Annotated in this window: 17 protein-coding genes; 10 read left to right on the top strand and 7 right to left on the bottom strand. The window is 44.6% G+C overall.

The features are described from left to right. The first annotated feature begins 12 nt into the window (after positions 1-12). The 5 genes from NI461_RS08020 to NI461_RS08000 all read left to right on the top strand — a co-directional run bounded on the left by NI461_RS08020 (position 13) and on the right by NI461_RS08000 (position 6,823). Positions 13-1,866: a TonB-dependent siderophore receptor gene (locus tag NI461_RS08020; protein ID WP_253156932.1), complete on the top strand. Its 1,854-nt coding sequence runs from the start codon at positions 13-15 to the stop codon at positions 1,864-1,866. A gap of 94 nt (positions 1,867-1,960) precedes the next feature. Then, positions 1,961-2,545 carry a cob(I)yrinic acid a,c-diamide adenosyltransferase gene (locus NI461_RS08015; RefSeq protein ID WP_253152959.1) on the top strand — a complete coding sequence of 195 codons (585 nt, stop codon included), beginning with the start codon at positions 1,961-1,963 and terminating at the stop codon, positions 2,543-2,545. Positions 2,546-2,687: 142 nt separating this feature from the next. Beyond that, positions 2,688-3,401 (top strand): glycerophosphodiester phosphodiesterase, encoded by a 714-nt coding sequence (locus NI461_RS08010; protein WP_253156931.1) that lies wholly within the window; start codon positions 2,688-2,690, stop codon positions 3,399-3,401. Between the two features lie 396 nt (positions 3,402-3,797). Then, positions 3,798-4,964, top strand: coding sequence for an acyl-CoA desaturase (locus tag NI461_RS08005; protein WP_151204217.1), 1,167 nt, complete (start codon positions 3,798-3,800; stop codon positions 4,962-4,964). A gap of 413 nt (positions 4,965-5,377) precedes the next feature. Then, positions 5,378-6,823 carry a protein adenylyltransferase SelO family protein gene (locus NI461_RS08000; RefSeq protein WP_253156930.1) on the top strand — a complete coding sequence of 482 codons (1,446 nt, stop codon included), beginning with the start codon at positions 5,378-5,380 and terminating at the stop codon, positions 6,821-6,823. Between the two features lie 307 nt (positions 6,824-7,130). On the opposite strand, the gene NI461_RS07995 is transcribed toward NI461_RS08000, so the two are convergent. The 3 genes from NI461_RS07995 to baeS form a co-directional block, all read right to left on the bottom strand. Next, positions 7,131-7,637: a GNAT family N-acetyltransferase gene (locus NI461_RS07995; RefSeq protein ID WP_253156928.1), complete on the bottom strand. Its 507-nt coding sequence runs from the start codon at positions 7,635-7,637 to the stop codon at positions 7,131-7,133. An 81-nt stretch (positions 7,638-7,718) separates the two neighbouring features. Next, a complete protein-coding gene (locus NI461_RS07990) occupies positions 7,719-8,405 on the bottom strand; it encodes a response regulator (protein ID WP_253156926.1) in 687 nt (228 codons plus the stop codon). A 13-nt stretch (positions 8,406-8,418) separates the two neighbouring features. Further along, entirely contained in the window at positions 8,419-10,077 is a 1,659-nt protein-coding gene (gene baeS / locus NI461_RS07985) for a sensor histidine kinase efflux regulator BaeS (RefSeq protein WP_151204221.1), read from the bottom strand. Positions 10,078-10,215: 138 nt separating this feature from the next. On the opposite strand from baeS, the gene NI461_RS07980 reads away from it, so the two are divergent. The 3 genes from NI461_RS07980 (at position 10,216) to NI461_RS07970 (ending at position 14,909) form a co-directional block, all read left to right on the top strand. Then, the gene (locus tag NI461_RS07980) at positions 10,216-10,848 is read left to right on the top strand and encodes a hypothetical protein (RefSeq protein WP_253156924.1); all 633 of its coding nucleotides are present in this window, start codon (positions 10,216-10,218) and stop codon (positions 10,846-10,848) included. A 292-nt stretch (positions 10,849-11,140) separates the two neighbouring features. Beyond that, complete coding sequence (locus tag NI461_RS07975) at positions 11,141-12,943, top strand: acyl-CoA dehydrogenase C-terminal domain-containing protein (RefSeq protein ID WP_151204223.1); 1,803 nt, start codon at positions 11,141-11,143, stop codon at positions 12,941-12,943. Positions 12,944-13,127: 184 nt separating this feature from the next. Next, a complete protein-coding gene (locus tag NI461_RS07970; protein WP_253156922.1) occupies positions 13,128-14,909 on the top strand; it encodes an acyl-CoA dehydrogenase C-terminal domain-containing protein in 1,782 nt (593 codons plus the stop codon). A 45-nt stretch (positions 14,910-14,954) separates the two neighbouring features. Here NI461_RS07970 and NI461_RS07965 read toward each other — a convergent pair whose 3' ends face one another. Both NI461_RS07965 and NI461_RS07960 read right to left on the bottom strand, forming a co-directional pair. After that, positions 14,955-15,161 (bottom strand): hypothetical protein, encoded by a 207-nt coding sequence (locus NI461_RS07965; RefSeq protein ID WP_151204225.1) that lies wholly within the window; start codon positions 15,159-15,161, stop codon positions 14,955-14,957. Positions 15,162-15,513: 352 nt separating this feature from the next. Further along, on the bottom strand, positions 15,514-15,966 hold the full coding sequence (locus tag NI461_RS07960; RefSeq protein ID WP_253156920.1) for an RcnB family protein: 453 nt from the start codon (positions 15,964-15,966) through the stop codon (positions 15,514-15,516). Between the two features lie 190 nt (positions 15,967-16,156). Between NI461_RS07960 and NI461_RS07955 the strand changes: the two genes are divergently transcribed. Then, a complete protein-coding gene (locus NI461_RS07955) occupies positions 16,157-16,609 on the top strand; it encodes a hypothetical protein (RefSeq protein WP_253156918.1) in 453 nt (150 codons plus the stop codon). A 49-nt stretch (positions 16,610-16,658) separates the two neighbouring features. On the opposite strand, the gene NI461_RS07950 is transcribed toward NI461_RS07955, so the two are convergent. Next, entirely contained in the window at positions 16,659-18,122 is a 1,464-nt protein-coding gene (locus NI461_RS07950; RefSeq protein WP_253156909.1) for a phospholipase D family protein, read from the bottom strand. Between the two features lie 106 nt (positions 18,123-18,228). Continuing rightward, the gene (znuD, locus tag NI461_RS07945) at positions 18,229-20,310 is read right to left on the bottom strand and encodes a zinc piracy TonB-dependent receptor ZnuD (RefSeq protein ID WP_253156907.1); all 2,082 of its coding nucleotides are present in this window, start codon (positions 20,308-20,310) and stop codon (positions 18,229-18,231) included. 142 nt (positions 20,311-20,452) lie between these two features. Here znuD and NI461_RS07940 point away from each other — a divergent pair, with 142 nt between their 5' ends. After that, complete coding sequence (locus NI461_RS07940) at positions 20,453-21,217, top strand: DUF4184 family protein (RefSeq protein WP_253156904.1); 765 nt, start codon at positions 20,453-20,455, stop codon at positions 21,215-21,217. Positions 21,218-21,375: the final 158 nt, after the last annotated feature.

Below are 21,375 nucleotides of genomic sequence, written 5' to 3'. Positions count from 1 at the left end.
GGAGCACATTTCATGTCTATTCAATTTCAACCTACTGCCTTGGTAGGTGCAATCGCGCTTGCGTTGGGTTTTACTTCATCTGTGTCTGCTGCCGAGCAAAAAATTGCACAAGCATCTTTAGATACCATTGTGGTGACGGCAACCCGTTCAGAAGAAAAAATTGAAAATGTACCGGCGCGGATCTCAGTTATCAATGAACAGCAAATTCAACAATCTCCTATTGCTGATTTAGGTTCTCTACTGAATAAAGAAGCATCTATTAACATTGTACAATCAGGTGGTATTGGTCAAACGACATCTGCATTTCTTCGTGGGACAGATTCAAAACACCTGTTATTTTTAAAAGATGGCGTAAGCTTGAATACAGCTCTAGATGGCGGCTCTAATATTCCTTACGTAGATTTAAGTGATATTCAAGGTATTGAAGTATTAAGAGGGCCTGCATCAGTTCAATACGGTACAGATGCAATTGGTGGTGTGATTAATATCATTTCTGCTACACCTAAAAAAACAGGGATATCATTAACCAATGAAATTGGTGAAAATCATACCTATAAATCTATTATTGGTGCAGATTTTGTAGATCAGTCAGGTTTATATGCTCAAATTAAAGGTCAGCGTCTTGAAAGCGATGGCACACCTGTAACGAACAAAGTTAAAGTAAACGCGGGATACGATCAGAAAGGCTATAGTGCTAAATTAGGCCTCAATAAAGAGAAATATAGTGCAAGTCTTAGTTTTAGTGAGAATGAAGGAACTAATATTTACTATGGCGGCTCACAAGATTTTTTAAACCAAGTCCTTATTGCTAAAGCAAGTGCTGAAGTTTCACCGAACCTTTTACTGAATGGACAATACTCCAACTTCAAAGATGAATTATTAGGAGCCGGAAATAGCTATCTATTTAACACTGAACGTGATGAAGCTGATTTAAGTGCAAAATGGAGATTATCTAACACACAGCATCTTCTTTTAGGGGCCAGTTTAAACCAGGCGAATATTGAAAGTTATTCAATCTTGGGGCAAAAACAGGATTTAGACAGTATTGGATATTATGTGCAACATAATTACGATACCAATAAAATTCATACACAAGCTGGTTTACGCCTAGAGGATCATGATGAATTTGGTAGCCATATTGTAGGTCAACTTGCAGGTCGATATAATCTAAATGCTAAAACTAGTATTTACAGCAATATCGGAACTGGTTTTAAAGCACCTACAGGTAACCAACTTTACTATTCTTACGATAATGCAACTTGGGGAGGTACTTACGGAAATCCTGACCTAAAACCTGAAGAAAGTATTTCGTATGAAATCGGTTTAGATCATCAGCTCACAAATAGTTTATCTTTAAACGCAGCACTCTATGAAACTCAGGTTGATAACCTAATTGATACTCGCCTGATCGAAGTAGGGAAGAAAGATAAGACCTATGACAATATTAGAAAAGCCCAAATGCAAGGTGGCGAATTCGGCTTAACATGGCAAAAAGATGATTTCTTTATAATTGGCGAGTATGCTTATGTTAGAACTGAAAATAAGGATACTGGCTTAGAACTTATTCGACGCCCTCGTCAATCACTTTCAACAACGATTGGATTAGAAAATAGTTTGTATGGTTTAAGCGCCACACTCATCGCAAAATCTACCTCTAAAATCTCTAATGTTGCTGATTCGGAAGAAGTTCCCGGATATGCAACTGTAGACCTAAATGGCTATTGGAATCTTAATCCTAATATTAAGTTATTTACCAATATCAAAAACGTAGGTGATGTGAAATTTAAAACCTCCAATTATTATGAGGATGAGTTTTATATCAACGGTGGCCGACTCGCCTCTGCTGGTGTTACTTTCAAATATTAAGTTCACAACAGTTTAAATAAATACTTTTGAGAATCATGTCATGCCTATGGCATGATTCTTTTTTTTACCGCATTTAATTATTTTAGGATCTATCATGGGCCACCGTTTAAGTAAAATCTATACCCGCACCGGCGATTCAGGCACCACAGGACTGGGCGATGGCTCACGTGTGGCTAAAGATGATTTACGCATCACTGCACTAGGGGATGTGGATGAGCTGAATGCAATTATTGGGGTATTACGCGCACAAATTTCCATAAGTTCAATTGAAGATAAAGCCACTTGGGATAAATCCCTGAGTCTGATCCAGCACTGGCTGTTCGATCTGGGGGGTGAAGTCTGCATTCCCAACTTTAATCTGGTACAACCCGTTGCCATTGAATTTCTAGAAAATGACATTGACCGCATGAATGAAGCCTTACCGATGCTGAAAGACTTTATTTTGCCTGCGGGTAGTTTGGTCTGCAGTTTTGCCCATCAGGCTCGTGCGGTATGTCGCCGTGCAGAACGCAGCGTAATGTCGGTTCACTCCCGTGACCAGAATATTCAAGCGGCTTCGCTACAATTACTAAATCGTCTCTCTGACTGGCTGTTTGTGGCCTCACGTACCTGGCAGCGTGCTGAAGGCGGCTCAGAGGTTCTGTGGCAGAAAAACATCAATGACAGCATCGAAAAGTAAAATTATATTTCAGTTTAGCATCTAAAAATACGCGTCAGATGTAGCTTGAATTTACACAGCATCTGACGACAATAGGGCTTATCATTTTTTTGTCACATCGCACACCTATAATGAATTCACCTTCTCAATTTATGAGCAGTCTATGCGCATAATTGGTCATCGCGGTGCGCGTGGCGAAGCACCAGAAAACACGCTTGGCGGTTTTCAGTACATTCAGGATATTGGAATTAGCGCGGTCGAGTTTGATGTACGCCAGCTGAAGGACAATGCACTGATCATCATGCATGATGATGACTTTGTGCGCACCACCGGTTTACAAAAACCGCTCTATGAGTGTAGCCGTCAGGATCTGTCCTTATATAACCATGCCGTTAGCTGGTCAGAATGGCATAAGGTTGAAGCCACGCCTCTGCTGGATCAGACCTTAACGATCATTCAGAATTTCGATCATATTGAAGTTGAAGTCAAAAGTGTGGCCTCTGAAGCGGACGCTGAAAAAATTACCACTGAACTCGAACAGCAATTGCAAGGCTTTGAACAGTCTGTCGTCATCACCAGTTTTGACTTCAAAATTCATCAAGCCCTGCAACAACAAAAATCCCGTTTAAAACGCGGCCTTTTAGTCGAAACAGATGTGAAATATCTGGCGATTGATCAGGCACTGCAACTGGGCTGCTGTCAGATTGGCTGGATGGATGAATTAGCCAGCAAAGACATTATTCAGACCACTCAGGCCGCAGCTCTTAGCATTAGCGTGTGGACGGTCAATGATGTGACCCGTGCCAAAGAGTTACGCGACTGGGGCGTTCAAGGTCTGATTACTGATTATCCCAAATTAATGATGCAACAACTTTAAAATGTAATATTACGCTGCTTTTTGATTCAGGTTTATCCATCTTATTTTTAGAATAAAAATTTCCAAAAATCGGGTTATATTTTCTTTTCCCCCTGTCTTATATCTGTGAATTCAGGATCAAAAGCCAACATTCACTTAAAGTGTTTTAACCCCATAGACAGATTAATAATATTCATAAATATTATATACTTATTCTAAGATAAGATGCACTTCTGACGAGAAAAACCACCTGCAAGACCCTCATTATCCTGTTACCGGCCAGTACAATACAATTGTACAATAATGCTAGTGATGGTTCAGGGGGCGTGCTAAGATGAACCAGTTTGCTGCTGTTAAATCAGGCAGTAGTCTCTGCTTTTTGTTATACCTTCCCAGGTTCCAGGAGTGCTGTTGGAGATGAATGCTCCCCTACCTCAAGCCCCAATTAATTGGGTCGCAGTCTTTGCTTTGGTGGTTTTGCCCATTGTCGCTGTGATCGCAATTCCCTTATATGCGTATCACCATGATTTCAGCCTTGCCGCTTGGATCAGCATGTTTGTTCTACTGGGCGTGAGTAGCCTGGGTATTACAGCGGGATACCATCGTCTTTGGGCACATCGTGCTTATGAGGCCACCTTGCCTTTAAAAATCATTCTGATGATTATGGGAACCTTTGCCGTACAGAACAGTATTTTGTACTGGGGTTCTGGTCATCGTACCCATCACCGCCATGTGGATGATGTGGAAAAAGATCCCTATTCTATTAACAACGGTTTCTGGTATGCACACCTAGGCTGGATGCTTCGTGATTATCCTGCCGCGGAACCGAACTATAAAAACGCACCTGATTTGCTGAATGATAAAGTGGTGATGTTCCAGCACAAATATTATGTCCCTCTGGTAATTGCAGTCCATGCTGCCATCCTGCTGCCAATTGGCTGGGCTGTGGGGGATGTCTGGGGCGTATTGCTACTGGGTGGTCTGGTGCGGCTGATTCTAAGCCATCACGTAACGTTCTTTATCAACTCGTTGTGCCACATGTGGGGTTCACGCCCATATACCGATGAAAATACGGCGCGTGACAACTTCTGGCTGGCAATTGCGACCTGGGGTGAGGGTTATCATAACTATCATCACATTTTCCAGTACGATTATCGTAATGGCGTGAAATGGTGGCAGTATGATCCGACCAAATGGCTGATCTGGAGCTGTTCAAAACTGGGACTGGCAAAAAATCTGCGCCGTATTCCGAGTTTTAATATCAAAAAAGCAGAACTGGCGATGCGGTTCAAATATGCCGAACAGGATCTGGCAGTATATGGTCATAACGTGACTGAAGATATGGCCAATGTCAAAAGCAAAATTGCTCTGGAATATGAAGCATTTACCCACACCTTAAATGACTGGGCCAAATTGAAAGAACAGGAAATCCAGATCAAAAGGGCTGCTATGGCAGAGAAAATTCACCAGATGGATGACAAGCTGAAAGTTGAATTCCAGCTGGTGGAACAGCGTCTTTCCCACCATCGTGAGACCCTGAATCTGTTGGTGCGTAATTTAAAGAAAGCGCCGGTGTCACAGTAATTTTATTAATTGTCCTGTTTAGGGCGATACAATTCGATGAAGGAGTTTAGAAATAAGCTCCTTCGTTTTTTTAAGGATCATTCTCTGATTTTAAACCTGGAGCTTTAAATTAAGCTGAGTATGGCAAATATGGCATGCGCATTACAGGTTTGTGCTTAGAGCTGGAAAACTGTAAGTTTTAAATATTGTGGGGGGCTACAGTAATTCTCGACAAGCTTTTAAAACCAATTCTAGTATCATAACTTTTCAGACAGAAGTTTTACCTACTCTACACTGAGCAGCATTTCCCACTTCCAAGCTTTCAAAGAAGCTTTTTTGATTCAACTTTCTCTTACGCATACTTGCTTTTTACAACAGTTTTAAACAGGGTTCTTTGTTATATTGATCTTAATTATTTCATTATCCTGTACCTTATGCATTTTAATTCCCGTTATCCTCAGCTCCCTGCCCGTCTCTATCACCAGCAAATGCCTTTACCACTTAAAGGTGCCAAAGCAGGACATTTTAATGCTGCACTCGCAGAACAGTTGCAATGGTCTGAAGAGGATAAAGCACAATGGGTCGAGATTTGTAGTGGTCAAAAAACTTTTGCCGAATTTGAACCCTTGGCTATGGTCTATGCCGGACACCAGTTCGGCCAGTGGGCCGGACAGTTAGGCGATGGACGAGGTCTGCTGATCGCACAGATTTTAGATCAGCAGGGTCAGACCATTGACCTGCATTTAAAGGGAGCGGGGGCCACCCCTTATTCACGTATGGGAGATGGCCGCGCTGTACTGCGTTCAGTGATTCGGGAGTATCTGGCAGGACATGCTTTAAATTGTTTAGGGGTTGCATCGAGTAATGCCGTCGGTTTTACCTCTTCGGCTCAAGGCGTGCAGCGGGAAAAACTGGAGCCTGGTGCCATGTTACTGCGGACTTCAGATTGCCATATCCGTTTCGGGCATTTCGAATGGATCAATCAATATCAGCCTGAGTTACTGCCTGAATTTACCCAGAAATGTATCGAATGGCATTATCCTGAATGTCTGCAAGCTGAACAACCGATTCTGGCTTTTGCCAGCCAGGTTATCCAGCGTACGGCTCTAATGATTGCCCAATGGCAACTGCTTGGATTCGCACATGGAGTAATGAACACCGATAACCTGAATATTACCGGTTCCACCCTGGACTTTGGTCCGTATGGATTTATGGAGCGTTTCCGCCCTAACTGGATTAACAACCATTCAGATTATCAGGGCCGTTATACCTATCAGCAACAGCCAAGCATTGGCCACTGGAATCTGTGGATGTGGCTGAATAATCTGGTTGCGCTGTGTCCTGAAAATTATGACAAAGAACAATGGAAACAGGATCTGGCCGAATGTCTGGAACATTATGAACCGACCTTCCTTGAACATTATCGGAATGGCTTAAACCAGAAAATGGGCCTGCCTAGTTTTCATAAAGACAGTTTTGACTGTGCCATGGCATTTTTACGAATTTTGCAAAGTGAGCAACTGGATTACACCCAAAGCTTCCTTCGCCTGCAAAATAGGGAATATGACGCGATCAAGGATGATTGTCTGGATCGCCGTCAATTTGAAAGCTTTTTAAGCCAATATGACATGATCCGCGAACATCAAAATCTTGCAGAATTGGATGGCGCAATGGCGCACGCCAATCCGCATTATATTCTGCGCAACCATATGGCACAGAAAGCCATTGAACTGGCGGAGCGGGATGACTTTTCCGAAGTCGATCGGCTATTTAAACTTTTAAGCCAGCCTTATTTAAAACAGCCAGACCTAGAACAAGCTGAAGATTTAGCTCCCTTACCAAGCGATGTACCAGAAGTCATGGTCAGCTGTTCATCATAATTTCTTCACAACCCGATTCAAAGCTGTGGATAGTTTAAGCATTCCCCACAGCTTTTTTTGATTTATTTCTAGCGAATGACTGACGTACCCTTGCCTAAAAACCACTGTGTCTTTAAGTAGAAAAATAAGATTGGAACAATAGAAACTATTCTATTAACCGGTGAATGGTATTGAGCAACGGCTTATGTAATGGTTCCATAGAGTATGGAAAAACCATTTTAAAGGAACTTACAGATGAGCAAAGCGTCGCATGCCAGCGCCATGGAGCAAAAAAGACCGAAAGGACATACTCAAACTCAATTGATACTTATTGTGCAGCATTAAATGCTTCGTCATAGAATACCTCTCCTTGGGGAAAATACCCAACAAAACTGATCGCCTGAAAATATTCGGCTGGCACATCTGCCAACCTCAAATCTTTAATCGCTTTAAATCCAAAATGTGCATAATACGCTGGATCACCCAATAGCACACATCCTTGAGCATTGCGGGTTTTTAATTGCTTCAAAGCCGCATTTATCAATGCTGAGCCAATACCTAAGCCTTGACGAGATGGTAAAACTGAAATTGGGCCTAAGCCATACCAGCCCTGATCTCCTGAGGATAATCGTACAGGCGAAATCGCCACATGTCCCACAATTTGCCAAGCATCTGTGGCGACCAATGAAACAGTGAGCTTATTTCTTTTACGCAGTGCATTCACAATAAAATTTTCAGTGTGGCTTGAATACTCTACATGTTCAAAGGCCGCCTGAGTCAGCTCTGCAATCTTCTGAATATCTTCAGCCTGTTCCAGTCGGATTATGAGGTTCATCAATACATCTCAACTTTTTCTGCTCATCATAAAAAAGCGAATACCCCCAGTCTATTCGCTTTTCTTTAACAGGCTTGAAAATTAGTCCTCAGGATATTCAAAACGGTAACCCACCCCGTACACCGCCTGAATCCACTCATGACGGTTACCGGTTTCCGCAGCATCCGAAATTTTACGGCGCAGATTTTTGATATGACTGTCAATCACCCGGTCTGCGACATCAAAACTGTCCGGATTAATATGATCCAGCAACTGTGCGCGTGAATAGACCTGACCGACATGTTCCAGGAACAGTTCCAGTAAACGGAACTCGGTTGGGGTCAGATTCAAGGCTTTTTGCTGATACCAGATACGCTGCTGTGACTTATCCATACGGAACAGGTCATTACTTTCCGGCTCCGCCTTACGGTCCAGACGGCGAAGTACAGCCTGTACACGCGCCACGAGTTCTTTCGGGCTAAACGGCTTACAGATATAATCATCTGCGCCCATATTCAGGCCCAGTACCCGGTCAATTTCTTCAGTCCGCGCGGTCACCATAATAATAGGCAGATCCGATTGCTCACGCACCTTACGACAAATCGTCAGGCCATCCATACGCGGCACCATCAGATCCAGAATCATCAGGTTGGGTTTACGCTGGATAAAACTGTTATATGCTTCCTGCCCATCATGAAACATACTGACCTCAAAACCAGCAGCTTCCAGATAGTCTCGCACCAGCTGTGCAAGTTCGATTTCATCTTCAACCAGCATGATATGTTTCATGAATTTATTTCCTTTAAGATTTCATTTGTTTGGGAAAGCTGAGCTTGCAGCGCAAACCACCCAGCGGTGAATGTGCAAAGCTAAGGCTGCCGCCCATTGCTTGAGTAATTTTACATGATAGCGCCAGACCGAGTCCTGTTCCGCCAGTGGCCCGGGTACGCGAATCATCAACCCGATAGAAACGCTCTCCAATCCGGGCCAGTTGCTCATCTGTCAAACCAAATGGACTGTCATCAATATATAAAGTCCACGAGCTGTCATCCTGCTCCGTATGGATATGCACCTGCCCACCGGCTTCAGTATAGCGAATACTGTTACTGAGCAGATTGCCCACAATCTGTTTAAAGCGATCCAAATCCAGTTCCAGTTCTGCCCCCTCGCCTTCGACAGTCACACTCAGCTTCGCCTGTTCAAATTTTGGCTGGAAGCTCATCAGTTCCTGCTGTACCACTTCCCAAGGATTGACCGTGGCACAATAGAATTGCAACTGCTGTGAATCAGCCTGTGCCAGCGCAGCCAGATCTTGAGTCAGCTTTTTCAGGCTCGTCACCTGACCTAGCATCGAGGCAAAATGTTCCGGTGTTGGTTTACGGATTCCATCCTGCATGGCTTCAATCTGAGCCTGCAAGACTGCAAGCGGTGTTTTCAGCTCATGCGAGGTATCTGCCACCCATTGACGGCGCGATGTTTCATGCTGATCCAGAATCACTGCTAACTGATTCAATTCACTGGATAAATCACCGAGTTCATCATTACGTTTTACTTTGACCTGATGCTGATAATTACCTCGGGTCAGTTCACGGGTACCATTAAGTAAACGCTGGATCGGTTTTTTAAAATAAGTCGCCAACAACAACGCTGCAATCAGACTGGCAAGAATACTTAAACCATAAACCAAAAATAGGTAACGCTTCTGATTACTAAAGAAATTAATACTTAAAGCATCATCCTGATCTAAAACCGGCTTTAAGCCCAAATAACCTACAATCTGCTTATTTACCATAATCGGACGATAGGAAATCTGCTCATCTGAAGCTTCTCCCACCACAAAACGGCGCTTTGCATCATAAAGAGACAGACGCGAACTGAGTCCCAGACGGTCCGGCATTTGAATGAACTGTTTCTTGCCTGCTGGCCGCCCTGCCGATTGCTCCCCCTTATTTTTATGATCGGTTCGGAACGCGCCTTGATTCGAGCTGAGTGGAAATCTCAAACCTTCAAAGGGCTGAAATTGAGAAGGCATATTTGAGGCCAGTATGCGCAATTCTTCCTGATTGACGGGTCGCGGTGCCAAGCTGGGCTCAACCATACTGGACGGCGTAACACTGGCCAGAGTCTGTTCCTGAAAATAACGCTGCTGCAAGGCAATATCATATTGGCGACGTAACCACCAGCGTGATAAGCGGTCATAATCATCTGGCGCTGCTTCCCCTTCAATTTGCAGAATCTGTGCCTGAATGGCATTGCCCCAGTCCTGATAAACCATATAAACGTCTGCAAGGTTTTCAATCACATGATCCAGTTTCTGCATTTCCACATCCGCCACATAGCGGGTGAAGTTCCGTTGCATATTCAGATGCAATACGCCCAGACTCACCGTCGTGATGAGCAGCGTCGTCAACAGCACAGTTAAAAACAGGCGTAAGGCAATCGGAATACGACGAATTTTCAAAGCAAGAATCTCGATTTTTCTTCTGTATTCATCATTGTAACGAACACGGGATTAAAAAACCCTCCATTGTTTCTTCATCTTTATTATTTAATCTTTAAACATTCTAAAAAATCAGCTTCTAATAAATGGGGTAGCGAGATGAAAGCAATGACAAAAGTAGGTTTAATCGGTGCCAGCATTGTGTCTATCAGCTTACTCAGCGCCTGTCAATCGACCAGCCAGGTGCCAGACAGCAAAGAACATCCACACATGATGAAACATCATGAGCATCATGCAGCTAAAAAAGCCCATCAGCTTTCTCCTGAGCAGCGCGAACACTACCAGGCCATGCGCACCGAACGGATGCAGCTGGGCAAACAGATGCAGCAGGCTTGTGAGGGTAAGACCATTGGCAGCACAGTACAAGTGAAAGCCGGCGATAAAACTATTGAAGGCCAGTGTAATATCTTTTTTAAGGCTGACCGCAAAGAGATGAAACAACGTGGTGAATTCCGTGGTATGCGCGGTGAACACCGCCCGATGCAGGGGAATTTCCGTGGCGGTATGAACGGCGCTGACGTATTAACCGATACAAAACGTGCCGAACTGGTCAAACAGTACGATCAATATCTGGCAGAACGCCAGGCTTTACAGACTGCTTTTGCTCGGGCCTGTCAGGGCCAAGCCCCAGGCAAGGCGGTACAGGTTAAAATCGCTGACCAAACCATTAATGGTCAGTGTATGGTGCGCTTTCAACCCAAAGCACCTGTAGCAACGGCTGCATCTCAATAAAAACATGATTCACTAATCAGGCACCTCCGGGTGCTTTTTTATTGGCTGGCATTATTATGCGTTGACCTTTCCTGCCTCATAAAAACTTACAAAAAGTCTTTACCCTCAATACTTTTGATCATTGATATATACTAATCTTTGACTTTACAGTCACCAAGAAATTCCCTTGAAATGCTTGTACCGCGAGGGAAGATGTTGCAGGATTAGACTCATGCCGATACGTGTCAATGAAGATACGTTGTATTTAATTTAGGATTATAACGCTGGTTAAACCAGTATTGAGGAAACCGATATGCCACAATACAAAGCGCCTTTACGTGATATGCAGTTCGTATTGCATGAACTATTAAATGCTGAAGAACACTATGCAAAACTTCCAGCATTCCAGGACAACGTAAGCCGTGAGTTGGTTGATCAGTATTTAGAAGCTGCGGCTGACTTCTGTGAAAATGAATTATCACCTTTAAACCAGGTGGGTGACCGCGAAGGCTGTAGCTGGAACGACGGTGTAGTAACGACCCCGACCGGTTTTAAAGAAGCGTATCAAAAATATATCGAGTTAGGCTTCCCTTCTCTTTCTGCCGAAGAACAATATGGCGGCCAAGGCTTGCCAAACTCCCTGGGTATCAGTATTTCTGAAATGGTCGGTACAGCGAACTGGGCATGGGGCATGTACCCTGGCCTGTCTCACGGTGCGGTCCGTACTCTGGAACACCATGGTTCAGACGAACAAAAGAATACCTATCTGCCTAAACTGGTTTCAGGTGAGTGGACAGGAACCATGTGTCTGACCGAATCTCATGCAGGTTCTGATTTAGGTATTATCCGTACCAAAGCTGAACCTCAAGCAGATGGTAGCTATGCAATTTCTGGCGAGAAAATCTTTATCTCTGCTGGTGAGCATGACATGGCTGAGAACATCATCCATATCGTACTGGCTCGTCTTCCTGGCGCACCTAAAGGCACCAAAGGTATCTCGCTGTTTATCGTACCGAAATTCAGTCTCAATGCGGATGGCAGCATAGGCGATCGTAATGGCGTACGTTGTGGTTCCATCGAACATAAAATGGGTATTCATGGCAATGCAACCTGTGTGATCAACTTTGATAATGCCAAAGGCTTCCTGATTGGTCCTGAAAACCGCGGTCTGAACTGCATGTTCACTTTCATGAATACAGCGCGTATCGGTACAGCCATACAAGGCGTTTCGGCTTCTGAAGGTTCTTTCCAAGGCGCACTTGCGTATGCAAAAGACCGTCTGGCGATGCGCTCACTTTCTGGCCCTAAAGCACCTGAAAAAGAGGCAGATCCAATTATCGTACATCCGGCTGTACGTAACATGCTGTTCACGCAAAAGGCATTTGCTGAAGGTGGTCGTGCGCTGGTTTACCTGCTGGCTCAATATGCTGATGTGGTTGAACACGGCACTGAAGAAGCTGACCGTAAGTTTGCCGACAACATCCTGTCACTTCTGACGCCAATTGCGAAAGCGTTCCTGACTGAAACCGGTTCAGAAGCAGCAAAACATGGCGTACAGGTCTTCGGTGGTCACGGCTTTATTTCTGAGCATGGCATGGAGCAGATCGTACGTGATACACGTATTGCCTGCCTGTACGAAGGTACAACTGAAATTCAGGCACTTGACCTGTTAGGCCGTAAAGTTTTGGGTACTCAAGGTGCAATGTTGAAAGACTTCACCAAGATCATCCACAAATTTACCGAAGCCAACAAAGACAACAGTGCACTGACCGAGTTTATTGAACCGCTTGCGGCATTAAACAAAGAATGGGGTGACTTAACGATGCAAATCGGTATGCGCGCCATGCAAAACCCTGAAGAAGTGGGTGCAGCAGCAGTCGATTACCTGTACTTCTCGGGTTATGTAACGCTGGCTTACCTATGGGCACGTATGGCACTGGTTGCGCAGGAAACTCTGGCTGCTGGTACGACAGAAGTTGATTTCTACAATGCCAAAATCACGACTGCCCGCTTCTACTTCAAGAAGATTCTGCCACGCGTTCGTTCACATGTAGATGTGATCGCAACTGGTGTAGAGCCACTGATGGCTTTAGATGCAGAACACTTTGCATTTTAAAGTAATATCTAGCCGATATTAAAAAAGCTGTACTCATGAGTACAGAAATAGCGAAAGGACGGTCATAGCTTTGGCGGTCCTTTTTCTTTATAAAGGATCAACATTTAAATAATTGTTCTCTAAAAACTTGTGCTTTCAAGCTTTAGAAACAACCTACCGAATTGAAAAATAAACAGGTGACACTATGCCAATTTATAACGCGCCGCTTGCTGATATGAAGTTCATCTTAAATGATGTGTTTAATGCAGAACAATTCTGGCAAGCCAATGAAAATCTTGCCCATGTCGATGCAGCAACCGCTGAAGCCATTCTGGAAGAAATGGCAAAGTTTGCGCAAAACGTGATGTTGCCACTGAACCTTAGCGGGGATGAAGAAGGCGCGAAATATGAAAATGGCAATGTGACCACCCCTGCCGGCTTTAAAGAGGCTTTTAAACAGTATGCAGAAGGTGGCTGGATTGGCTTAGGGGCTGATGCTGAATGGGGCGGTCAGGAAATGCCGAAAATGCTGACCGTACTTTCTGATGAAATGCTGTTTGCGACCAACCCGTCTTTCATGCTGTATCCGCTGCTTTCTGTCGGTGCAGGTATGGCCTTAAACAGCTACGGCTCTCAAGCCCAGAAAGAAACCTATCTGCCTAAGATTTATTCAGGCGAATGGTCAGGCACCATGTGCCTAACTGAACCGCATGCAGGTACAGATTTGGGAATTATTAAAACCAAAGCTGAACGCAATGAAGATGGCAGTTATAACATTACTGGGACCAAAATTTTCATTACTGGCGGTGACCATGACCTGGCGGAAAACATTATCCACCTCGTATTGGCAAAAACACCGGATGCACCTGCAGGTTCACGCGGTATTTCTCTGTTCATCGTGCCAAAATTCCTGGTCAATAAAGATGGTACCTTAGCTGAACGCAATCCGGTCGGTCCAGGTTCAATCGAACACAAGATGGGGATTAAAGCGTCTGCGACCTGCGTGATGAACTTTGACGGTGCCAAAGGCTATCTGGTCGGCAAAGAAAATGAAGGCCTGGCTGCCATGTTCGTCATGATGAACTATGAACGTCTGTCCATGGGCATTCAGGGTCTGGGCGCTTCTGAATTTGCTTATCAAAATGCGGCCCAATATGCCACAGACCGCCTGCAAGGCCGCAGCGCATCTGGTGCACAATCTCCAAGCAAACCGGCTGACAGTATTCTGGTACATGGTGATGTACGCCGTATGCTGCTGAATGCACGTGCCAACAATGAAGCTTCACGTGCATTCGCGGTATATGTAGGTCAACAGCTGGATATCACCAAGTTCTCGACCGATCCGGAAGCTGTGAAAAAGGCCAATGACCGTGTTGCGCTCTTAACACCGATTGCAAAAGCTTATCTGACGGATACTGCTTTCCAAGCTACGCTCGATGCACAGATGGTCTTCGGTGGTCATGGCTATATTCGAGAATGGGGCATGGAACAATGTATCCGTGACCTGCGTATTGCGCAAATTTATGAGGGCACCAATGGCGTTCAGTCTCAAGATTTAATTGGCCGTAAAACCATTAAGTGTAACGGTGAATTCATTGCAGAGTATATTCAGGAAATCCGTGACTTTACCAATGGTTTAGAGGCGGATCTTAATTTTATTAAAGATGCCACACTGGATGCAGCGACTGAAGTTGAATCTGTGACCCACTATGTTTTAGCAGCTGCGCGTGAAAATACCGAATTTTCTAACTCCGCCGCTGTGGATTACCTGCACGCTGTTGGCTTGCTGAGCTTCGCTTATATGTTTGCCCGTATTGCCAATGCCGCCAAAGATAAACAGGGCGAGTTCTACCAGAATAAACTTGCGCTGGCACATTATTTTGCACAACGCATTCTGCCGGAACTGGCATTACGCATTACCAAAGTAAAAACCGGTGCCGATATCATCATGAATTTCTCTGAAGATTATTTCACAACCCAAGCTTAAAAGAGCACTTAAAAAAACGCCTGCATCTGCAGGCGTTTTTTATGATTAAACTTTTTGAATTAAAATGGTATCTGGTTGCTGCTGAGTCTTGCGATTAAGATGTTTGCTCACAATTTTAATTTCCCCATCCGATTCCAGGGACTCGCACAATTCCAGCACCTTCTGCATCTCATCCGCTTTGATGCCCGTGCCAAGAATGAGTTTTTTACCTGCTGCAAGTTGACTAATTTTTGTTTGAATTTTATCTAGCACTTTTTTCTCCTATTTATTCAAGATACCGCTCCTACACTATAGCAATTTAGTTTAAAAAAAGCGCAAAAGTTCAAATAATTTTTTATTCAGTTCCTCTATTTTTGTGCATGCTCTGTGTTTGCTATTTTCTGCCTCATCTTTACTTTCTATACGCCAATCGGGGGAAAGATGAAATACCTAATCACGCAAAAATAATCAACGCCTGCCTCCCAGCCAGTTGGCTCCTCGGCTTAGGCGGGCTTTGATTTCAGTAATGCAAGATAAAATTTAAAGAAGAATTTTTATATCGGGCTTAACTCTGATCTTTTAATTTGTCCCTCTACTTTCCTCTTCAGTCAGAAGGGATTTCAGCTTAGCGATTGGGTACCAGCACATAGCGCCCATTTTCATAAATCCAGTAAGTTCCCGCAGGAGGTGCCGGCAGTCCCAAACGCTGCCAATCCGTGATCAGGGTATAATTGGAACTTTCAATTCGGGCCACATTCGGGTCGCCATTGACCCAGCGATAACTATTATTATTCTGATAGATGGTGGTCGGTGCCTGATAACGGATATTCAGGCCACTTTGGTTGTGGACTGGCGGATAGCCCCAGTGCGGCGGACGTTGCGGATTGTGCGCATTCGGTGGTACAGGTCTATGTGAATGGTGCGGATGAGTCGGATAATCTGGACGTGACGAAGGATGGTAGGGCTTGTTATATCGATCACTGCTGCCATAACCGGTCCAGGCATTTCCGGCAATAGACAGGCCAGACATAGCAGAACACAGACCTGCCAATACAGCGCTAAATAAAACTTTTTGCATGTACATTCCCCCCGACACCCTCTTGTTTACATTTTAAACAAAAGATCGGGAGAAAATATGAATATTCCGGATTTTTCTACAGTTTTTTGTAAGGCTTCGCGCCTGGCCTCGATTCAACCTGGAGCTTTTCTCAGTGGGGTGTCTGGGTTATGCTAGAATCCATTTTTTTAATGGTTTCGAGTTAAATACTGTGTCTGACTTAAGTTTCGATCGTTTGTATGAATATTTTTGTAAAGTCCCGAGTGTTCAAAAAGAACTGATTGAGAGTTATGGCACGGATGGCCAACAGGCCTGGTGGTTTAAATTCCAGATCAATATCGATCATCCTTTGGCATGGCAAACAGTCCAGGAACTGGGGCATGTCCTGAACTATATTTCCAAAAACGAGCGCTTGCCGACCCAGTTTCTTCCGGTTTCCCCGCCCCCTTATATGAATGGTGTGGCTAAAGATTTTTTGTCATGGGTGATTCAGTGTAATCATGCTGACTTTCCACCCGATGTGGTATGTGACTGGCTTGAAGCACGTTTGCCCAATCCGGTAGAGAATGAAGAGCAATGGAAGATTAAAACTGATATTAAAGAACTCGATATGATGTCAGATAAAGATTTGGATCAGCTGATTCCGCCAAATCCAGAAAACTAATCTCTTCCTCCTAGCCTTCCCCCTTTCAGGAGAGGGCTAGGAGAAAGCATCAAAATGTCGACCAGCCACTCCACTCCATAAAGCGATACAGCCAGTATTTCAACCATGAATCATCTGCATATTGCGAATAATCCACACTCTCCTGACGACCATCCAGATTGAACCAGGCTGTATTAAAGTATTGCAGGGCCTCTTGGAAAACTGCTGCGTCTTTTTGTCCCAGCACACGTATATTGGTTTCCAGATTATAGTTTTTCAGATTACGCGCGGTGAAATTGGCAGAACCCAAAATCATTTCAGCCTGCTGGATATTGGATTTGATTAAAATCTTGCTATGACATTGCTCACCTTGTGTATTGCACCAGCGTACATTGATTCCTGCCTTATGCAGTTCCGAAGCCACCTGACGGTTGGGAATGCCATTTTTTTCACGGCCAAAAGCATCTTTGTTGGGATCCAGCAATACACGCAATTTGACCCCGCGCTCATGAGCAGCGATCAAACTCTTAATGATCTTGCGCTCAGACAGATAGAACATTGCCAGGTCAAGCTGATCATAGGCTTTAGCAGTCTGAATCTGGTTTAAAACGGCATCATAAATTGCCTTTTCAGTCAGCACCTGCACCTGTGGCTGGGTCTTATCAGCTTCAAATTCTCCTGCTATAACCGCAGGCATGCTGGCTTTTGACATCATGCCAACCGTTTGCTCGGTAGCCAGAATATCCAGCGCAGGCCGCCCCCAAACCAGCAAGCCGATATTGGAATGTTTTGAACTGCCATCATGCGGATTCATCGAAGTGACTAAAGCTTTCCAGCCCTGATCTGTATCTACCACCAGGATTTTACGATGATTGGCCTTAAAATTAAACAGGTCAAAATAACTGCGCAGGGTAATTTTTTCTGTTCCAAACGGATTCGGCAACCAGCCTTTGTCCGGATTATTGCCGACCCCCTGGCAACATAAGTACCAGAAGCCTGACCAGCTTGGGTTTGAAGCCCTTAACGGAGTCAGATCCGTTTCAATGACATCGACTCCCTGCTGGCGCAGCTGACGGTAGTGGTCAGCCGACACGCCGCCATAGACCGTATTAATCGGATCGGTAATAAACCTGATTTCGACTTCAGGATGTAATAGCCGTTTATTCACCAGGGCCTGAGTCAGCTCGGTACTGAGCGCCTGGTGCTGCTCTTTGGACATGCCAGTTTGCTGATTAAAAAGAAACATATCCAGTACGATCAGGGATTTGGCTTCTTCAATCATCTTCAGCATTTCATTGAAAATTTGCTGATCCAGATGCTGCTTGCCCTGGGCATCCAGATAGGTCTGATCCGCCAGAAACTTCACTTCAGCATGGCGCAGCTTGCCCGTATAGTTGAGCCCTGCTGGCAAGGGTTTATAGCTTTGATAAATCGCTGATGCCAGATAGCCGACGGCTATAATACCCAGAATAAGTACCGCATAACGGCGATTTGACCAGTTGAGTTTATTGTGAATTCGCTGAAAGATACGCATAAGAAAGAACCTAACCTAATCTGCTCAGGCTAGGTTTAATCGGATGATTTTTCAAGTGGATTTCAGTGACAGCTCTTTGATTTGAACTCTCATTTTATCAATACTGCTAGAAATCGTACTGAACGCCGACGCTAAAGTTACGTCCGACCTGAGGAAGATTGGACAGAAATGAACTATGGGAATAGACGTGATCATCCAGCAGATTATTGGCCTTAAAATACACGCGATAGGCATTCTGATTGGCAAGTGTATGGTGATAACTTAGCCCCAGATTAAGCATATTGTAGCCCGATGTTTCATCTTCATCGCTTGCCACCTTATTCTGATCAAACACATGATAATATTCAGCCAGACCTGACCAGCCATCAGCAAACTCGGCTTCCACTTGGGTGCCTAGCCGACCTGCTGGTACACGTGGCGCATCTTCAGCTTCAATCTTGCCGCGTACATAGTCACCAAATACGCTCAGCTTATAGCGTTCATTGATCTGATAACCCGCTTGTGCTTCTGTTCCATAAAATCTGGCTTTAGCCTGAGTATACTGAATTCCTTTTAAATTCCCCTGCTGTGCCACTGTTGCTCCATAAATATAATCATCAAACCAGTTATGATAAATATGCACCTGATAGTCCAGCTGATCCCCTTGATAATACAGGCCAAGCTCCAGATTATTTGAGCTTTCTTTTTCCAGATCAGGCTGACCGACTTCATAGCTATTGGTCGCAAAATGCAATCCGTCTGCATACAGCTCCTGAGCCAGCGGCAAACGCTGTTGATGTGAACCCACTAAAGAGAGCTTATAGTGGGGTTTAAATTCCCAGTGGGCAGCTGCCGAAGCAGACAGCCCGGTGCCCGAATAATCTTTCTGCTCAGAATCAACTTTGATTTTTTGATGATCTATACGCGCCCCCAGTTCCAGCTGTACATCGCCGAGCTGTTTATGCTCAAGTGCAAATACGCTCCATTTTTGGGTGCGGGTATCTGCCATTAGTACATTATGATTATGATCTGCCTGGTCATTATGGCCATGTGACTCGGGTGCCGATAAATCAATATCTTGCCTTGAGAACTGGCCTCCAATCACCCCTTCCCAACCTGCCACAGGTACATGCAGTAATTCTAAACGGCTGTCATACCCCCGGCTTTTAAAATTGCTGATGACTGCATTTTCTTCCAGCTCATCATGTTCATAATCGGTAAAACTGGCATGCGCACGTAATTTTTCAAATCCGGCAAACGGCTGTTCCAGTTCAGTTCGCAGATCATAACGCTCAGAGTTCAAGTCGACCCATGGTCCGGCGGCATGATCATGATCATTCTGTTTAGAAGCTGGGCAATGAAAATGATCGCCATGAATTTCACAGCCATGATATTCATGACTATGTCCCGGTAAACCATATTGATCCTGACGGTTGCTATAAGACATCCCGACAAAACCACGGTCATGAACCCATGAGCCACCAACATTGACCGTTTGTCCTTCAGCAAAAGTATTGCCAACCCGACGTTCTTTTTCTAATTCGTCCTCATGCTCATGGAAATAATCCGGAGCAATATAGTCATGGGCTTGATGTTGAGATCCTTCTACACGTAACGCAAACTTTTCCCCCACTGCCGCAGTGACTCCGACACTGGCCAGCTTTTCATCACTGCCCGAGTTATAACGCAAGCCCGCGGTGCCCTCCAGACCATTTTCAGGCAGCTGGGTGGGAATTTTCTGATCCCTGACATTGACCAGACCACCGACCGTACCGGCGCTATATAACAGTGTAGATGGGCCACGTATCAGCTCAACCTGCTTGGCCAGAATCGGATCAACTGTCACGGCATGGTCAGGCGACAAGGTAGATACATCGGCGGTTTCGGAAGCGTGCTGCAACACTTTGACCCGTGGCCCATCCTGCCCGCGAATCACCGGGCGACTCGCGCCGCTACCATACTGGTTGGAATATACGCCGAGCTCATCTGCCAGTGCATCTCCAATGCTGGTCGCACGCTCAGACAAGGCTTTCTGGTCCACAATATGATGTACCCCTGCAAAATCTGCTGCGGTCTGGCTCAAGGAAGGTGCTATCACCTGAATAGTCTCTAGCGTTTGCATTCGCGTAGATGATGTTTGTTCTGCCCATACACTCGGTGTCAGCACCGAAAAAATTGACAATGTTATTAAATTCTTGTGAAAAGACATGATCCCAGCTCAAATCGGCTATTTTTGATCATGCTATATTATAACATATCAATTGGTTTGCAATCTTTTACGATAAATAGCCGCTAAATTTATTACTATGGCACTTCATGATGTTTAAAAATTTTAGTCTGTATTTCAATTTATGCCCTTTACCTTATCTCATGCAGTACTTGCTCCACCTATTTCCTATCTGACCAGAAACCGGTTTCCTGTCGCTGCCCTGGCAATTGGCTGTATGGTGCCGGATTTATATCGTCTCTTTAGTCAGGACAGTTCCAGCACCACACATTTATGGTCCTCGCTGATCTATCCTAACTTATGGATTGGCTTGGGCTTCTGTGCGCTGTGGTATTTCATTTATCGACCCGTGATTTACCGCCTGACTGGCATTCAGCATGAACTGAAAATGCACGATTTTTTTGCAGTATTTAAGTTTTTTGTCGGCATGTGTCTGGCCCTGATTGTGGGAACAGCCACCCATCTGATCTGGGATGGTCTGACCCATGTCGATTTTCGTACTTTTGCTTTTCATGACTTTTTAAATCAGACATTACTCGTTTTTGGACACAGTTATCCTCTGCATCGCCTCCTGCAAATTGGTACTTCGTTTTTGGCTCTGCCATTTCTGCTGTGGATGAGCTTGCATTATTATCAGACCCACCGGCAAGATCTGACGGTCAGTACCCCGATTAAAATAGCGGGCTCAGGGTTACTTGGTCTGTCCATCATGACCGGGGGACTCTCGGTCTGGGATTATATGCGTTATATCCCCGCAGAAGTCTGGCAAGCTGATCTGTACTATTTTAGCGGCCGATCCATCAATGAATTTAGCCAAGGTTTTTTAATTGTTTTTAGTCTGGGTTGCTTGCTATTTTTATTGCTGGACCGAAACCGGCGCATGGGCTGATGAACGTCCCTGCTTTTTGTTTATTCCCGCTTATTCACTTTAAAATGCGACTGTTTTTGTCCCAAGTTCTTGTGACTATATGTCCAAAGAGGCATAATCCTAGCTTTGCTTAAGGCGGTACGCTGTTTACGTATACGCTTCCTTAACCCATATAGTTG

Origin of the sequence: Acinetobacter sp. S4400-12, assembly GCF_024129495.1 — a bacterium.
GTDB lineage: Bacteria > Pseudomonadota > Gammaproteobacteria > Pseudomonadales > Moraxellaceae > Acinetobacter > Acinetobacter lwoffii_C.
Note: the sequence above shows the minus strand (reverse complement) of the source record. Positions and strands in the feature narration are given on the sequence as shown.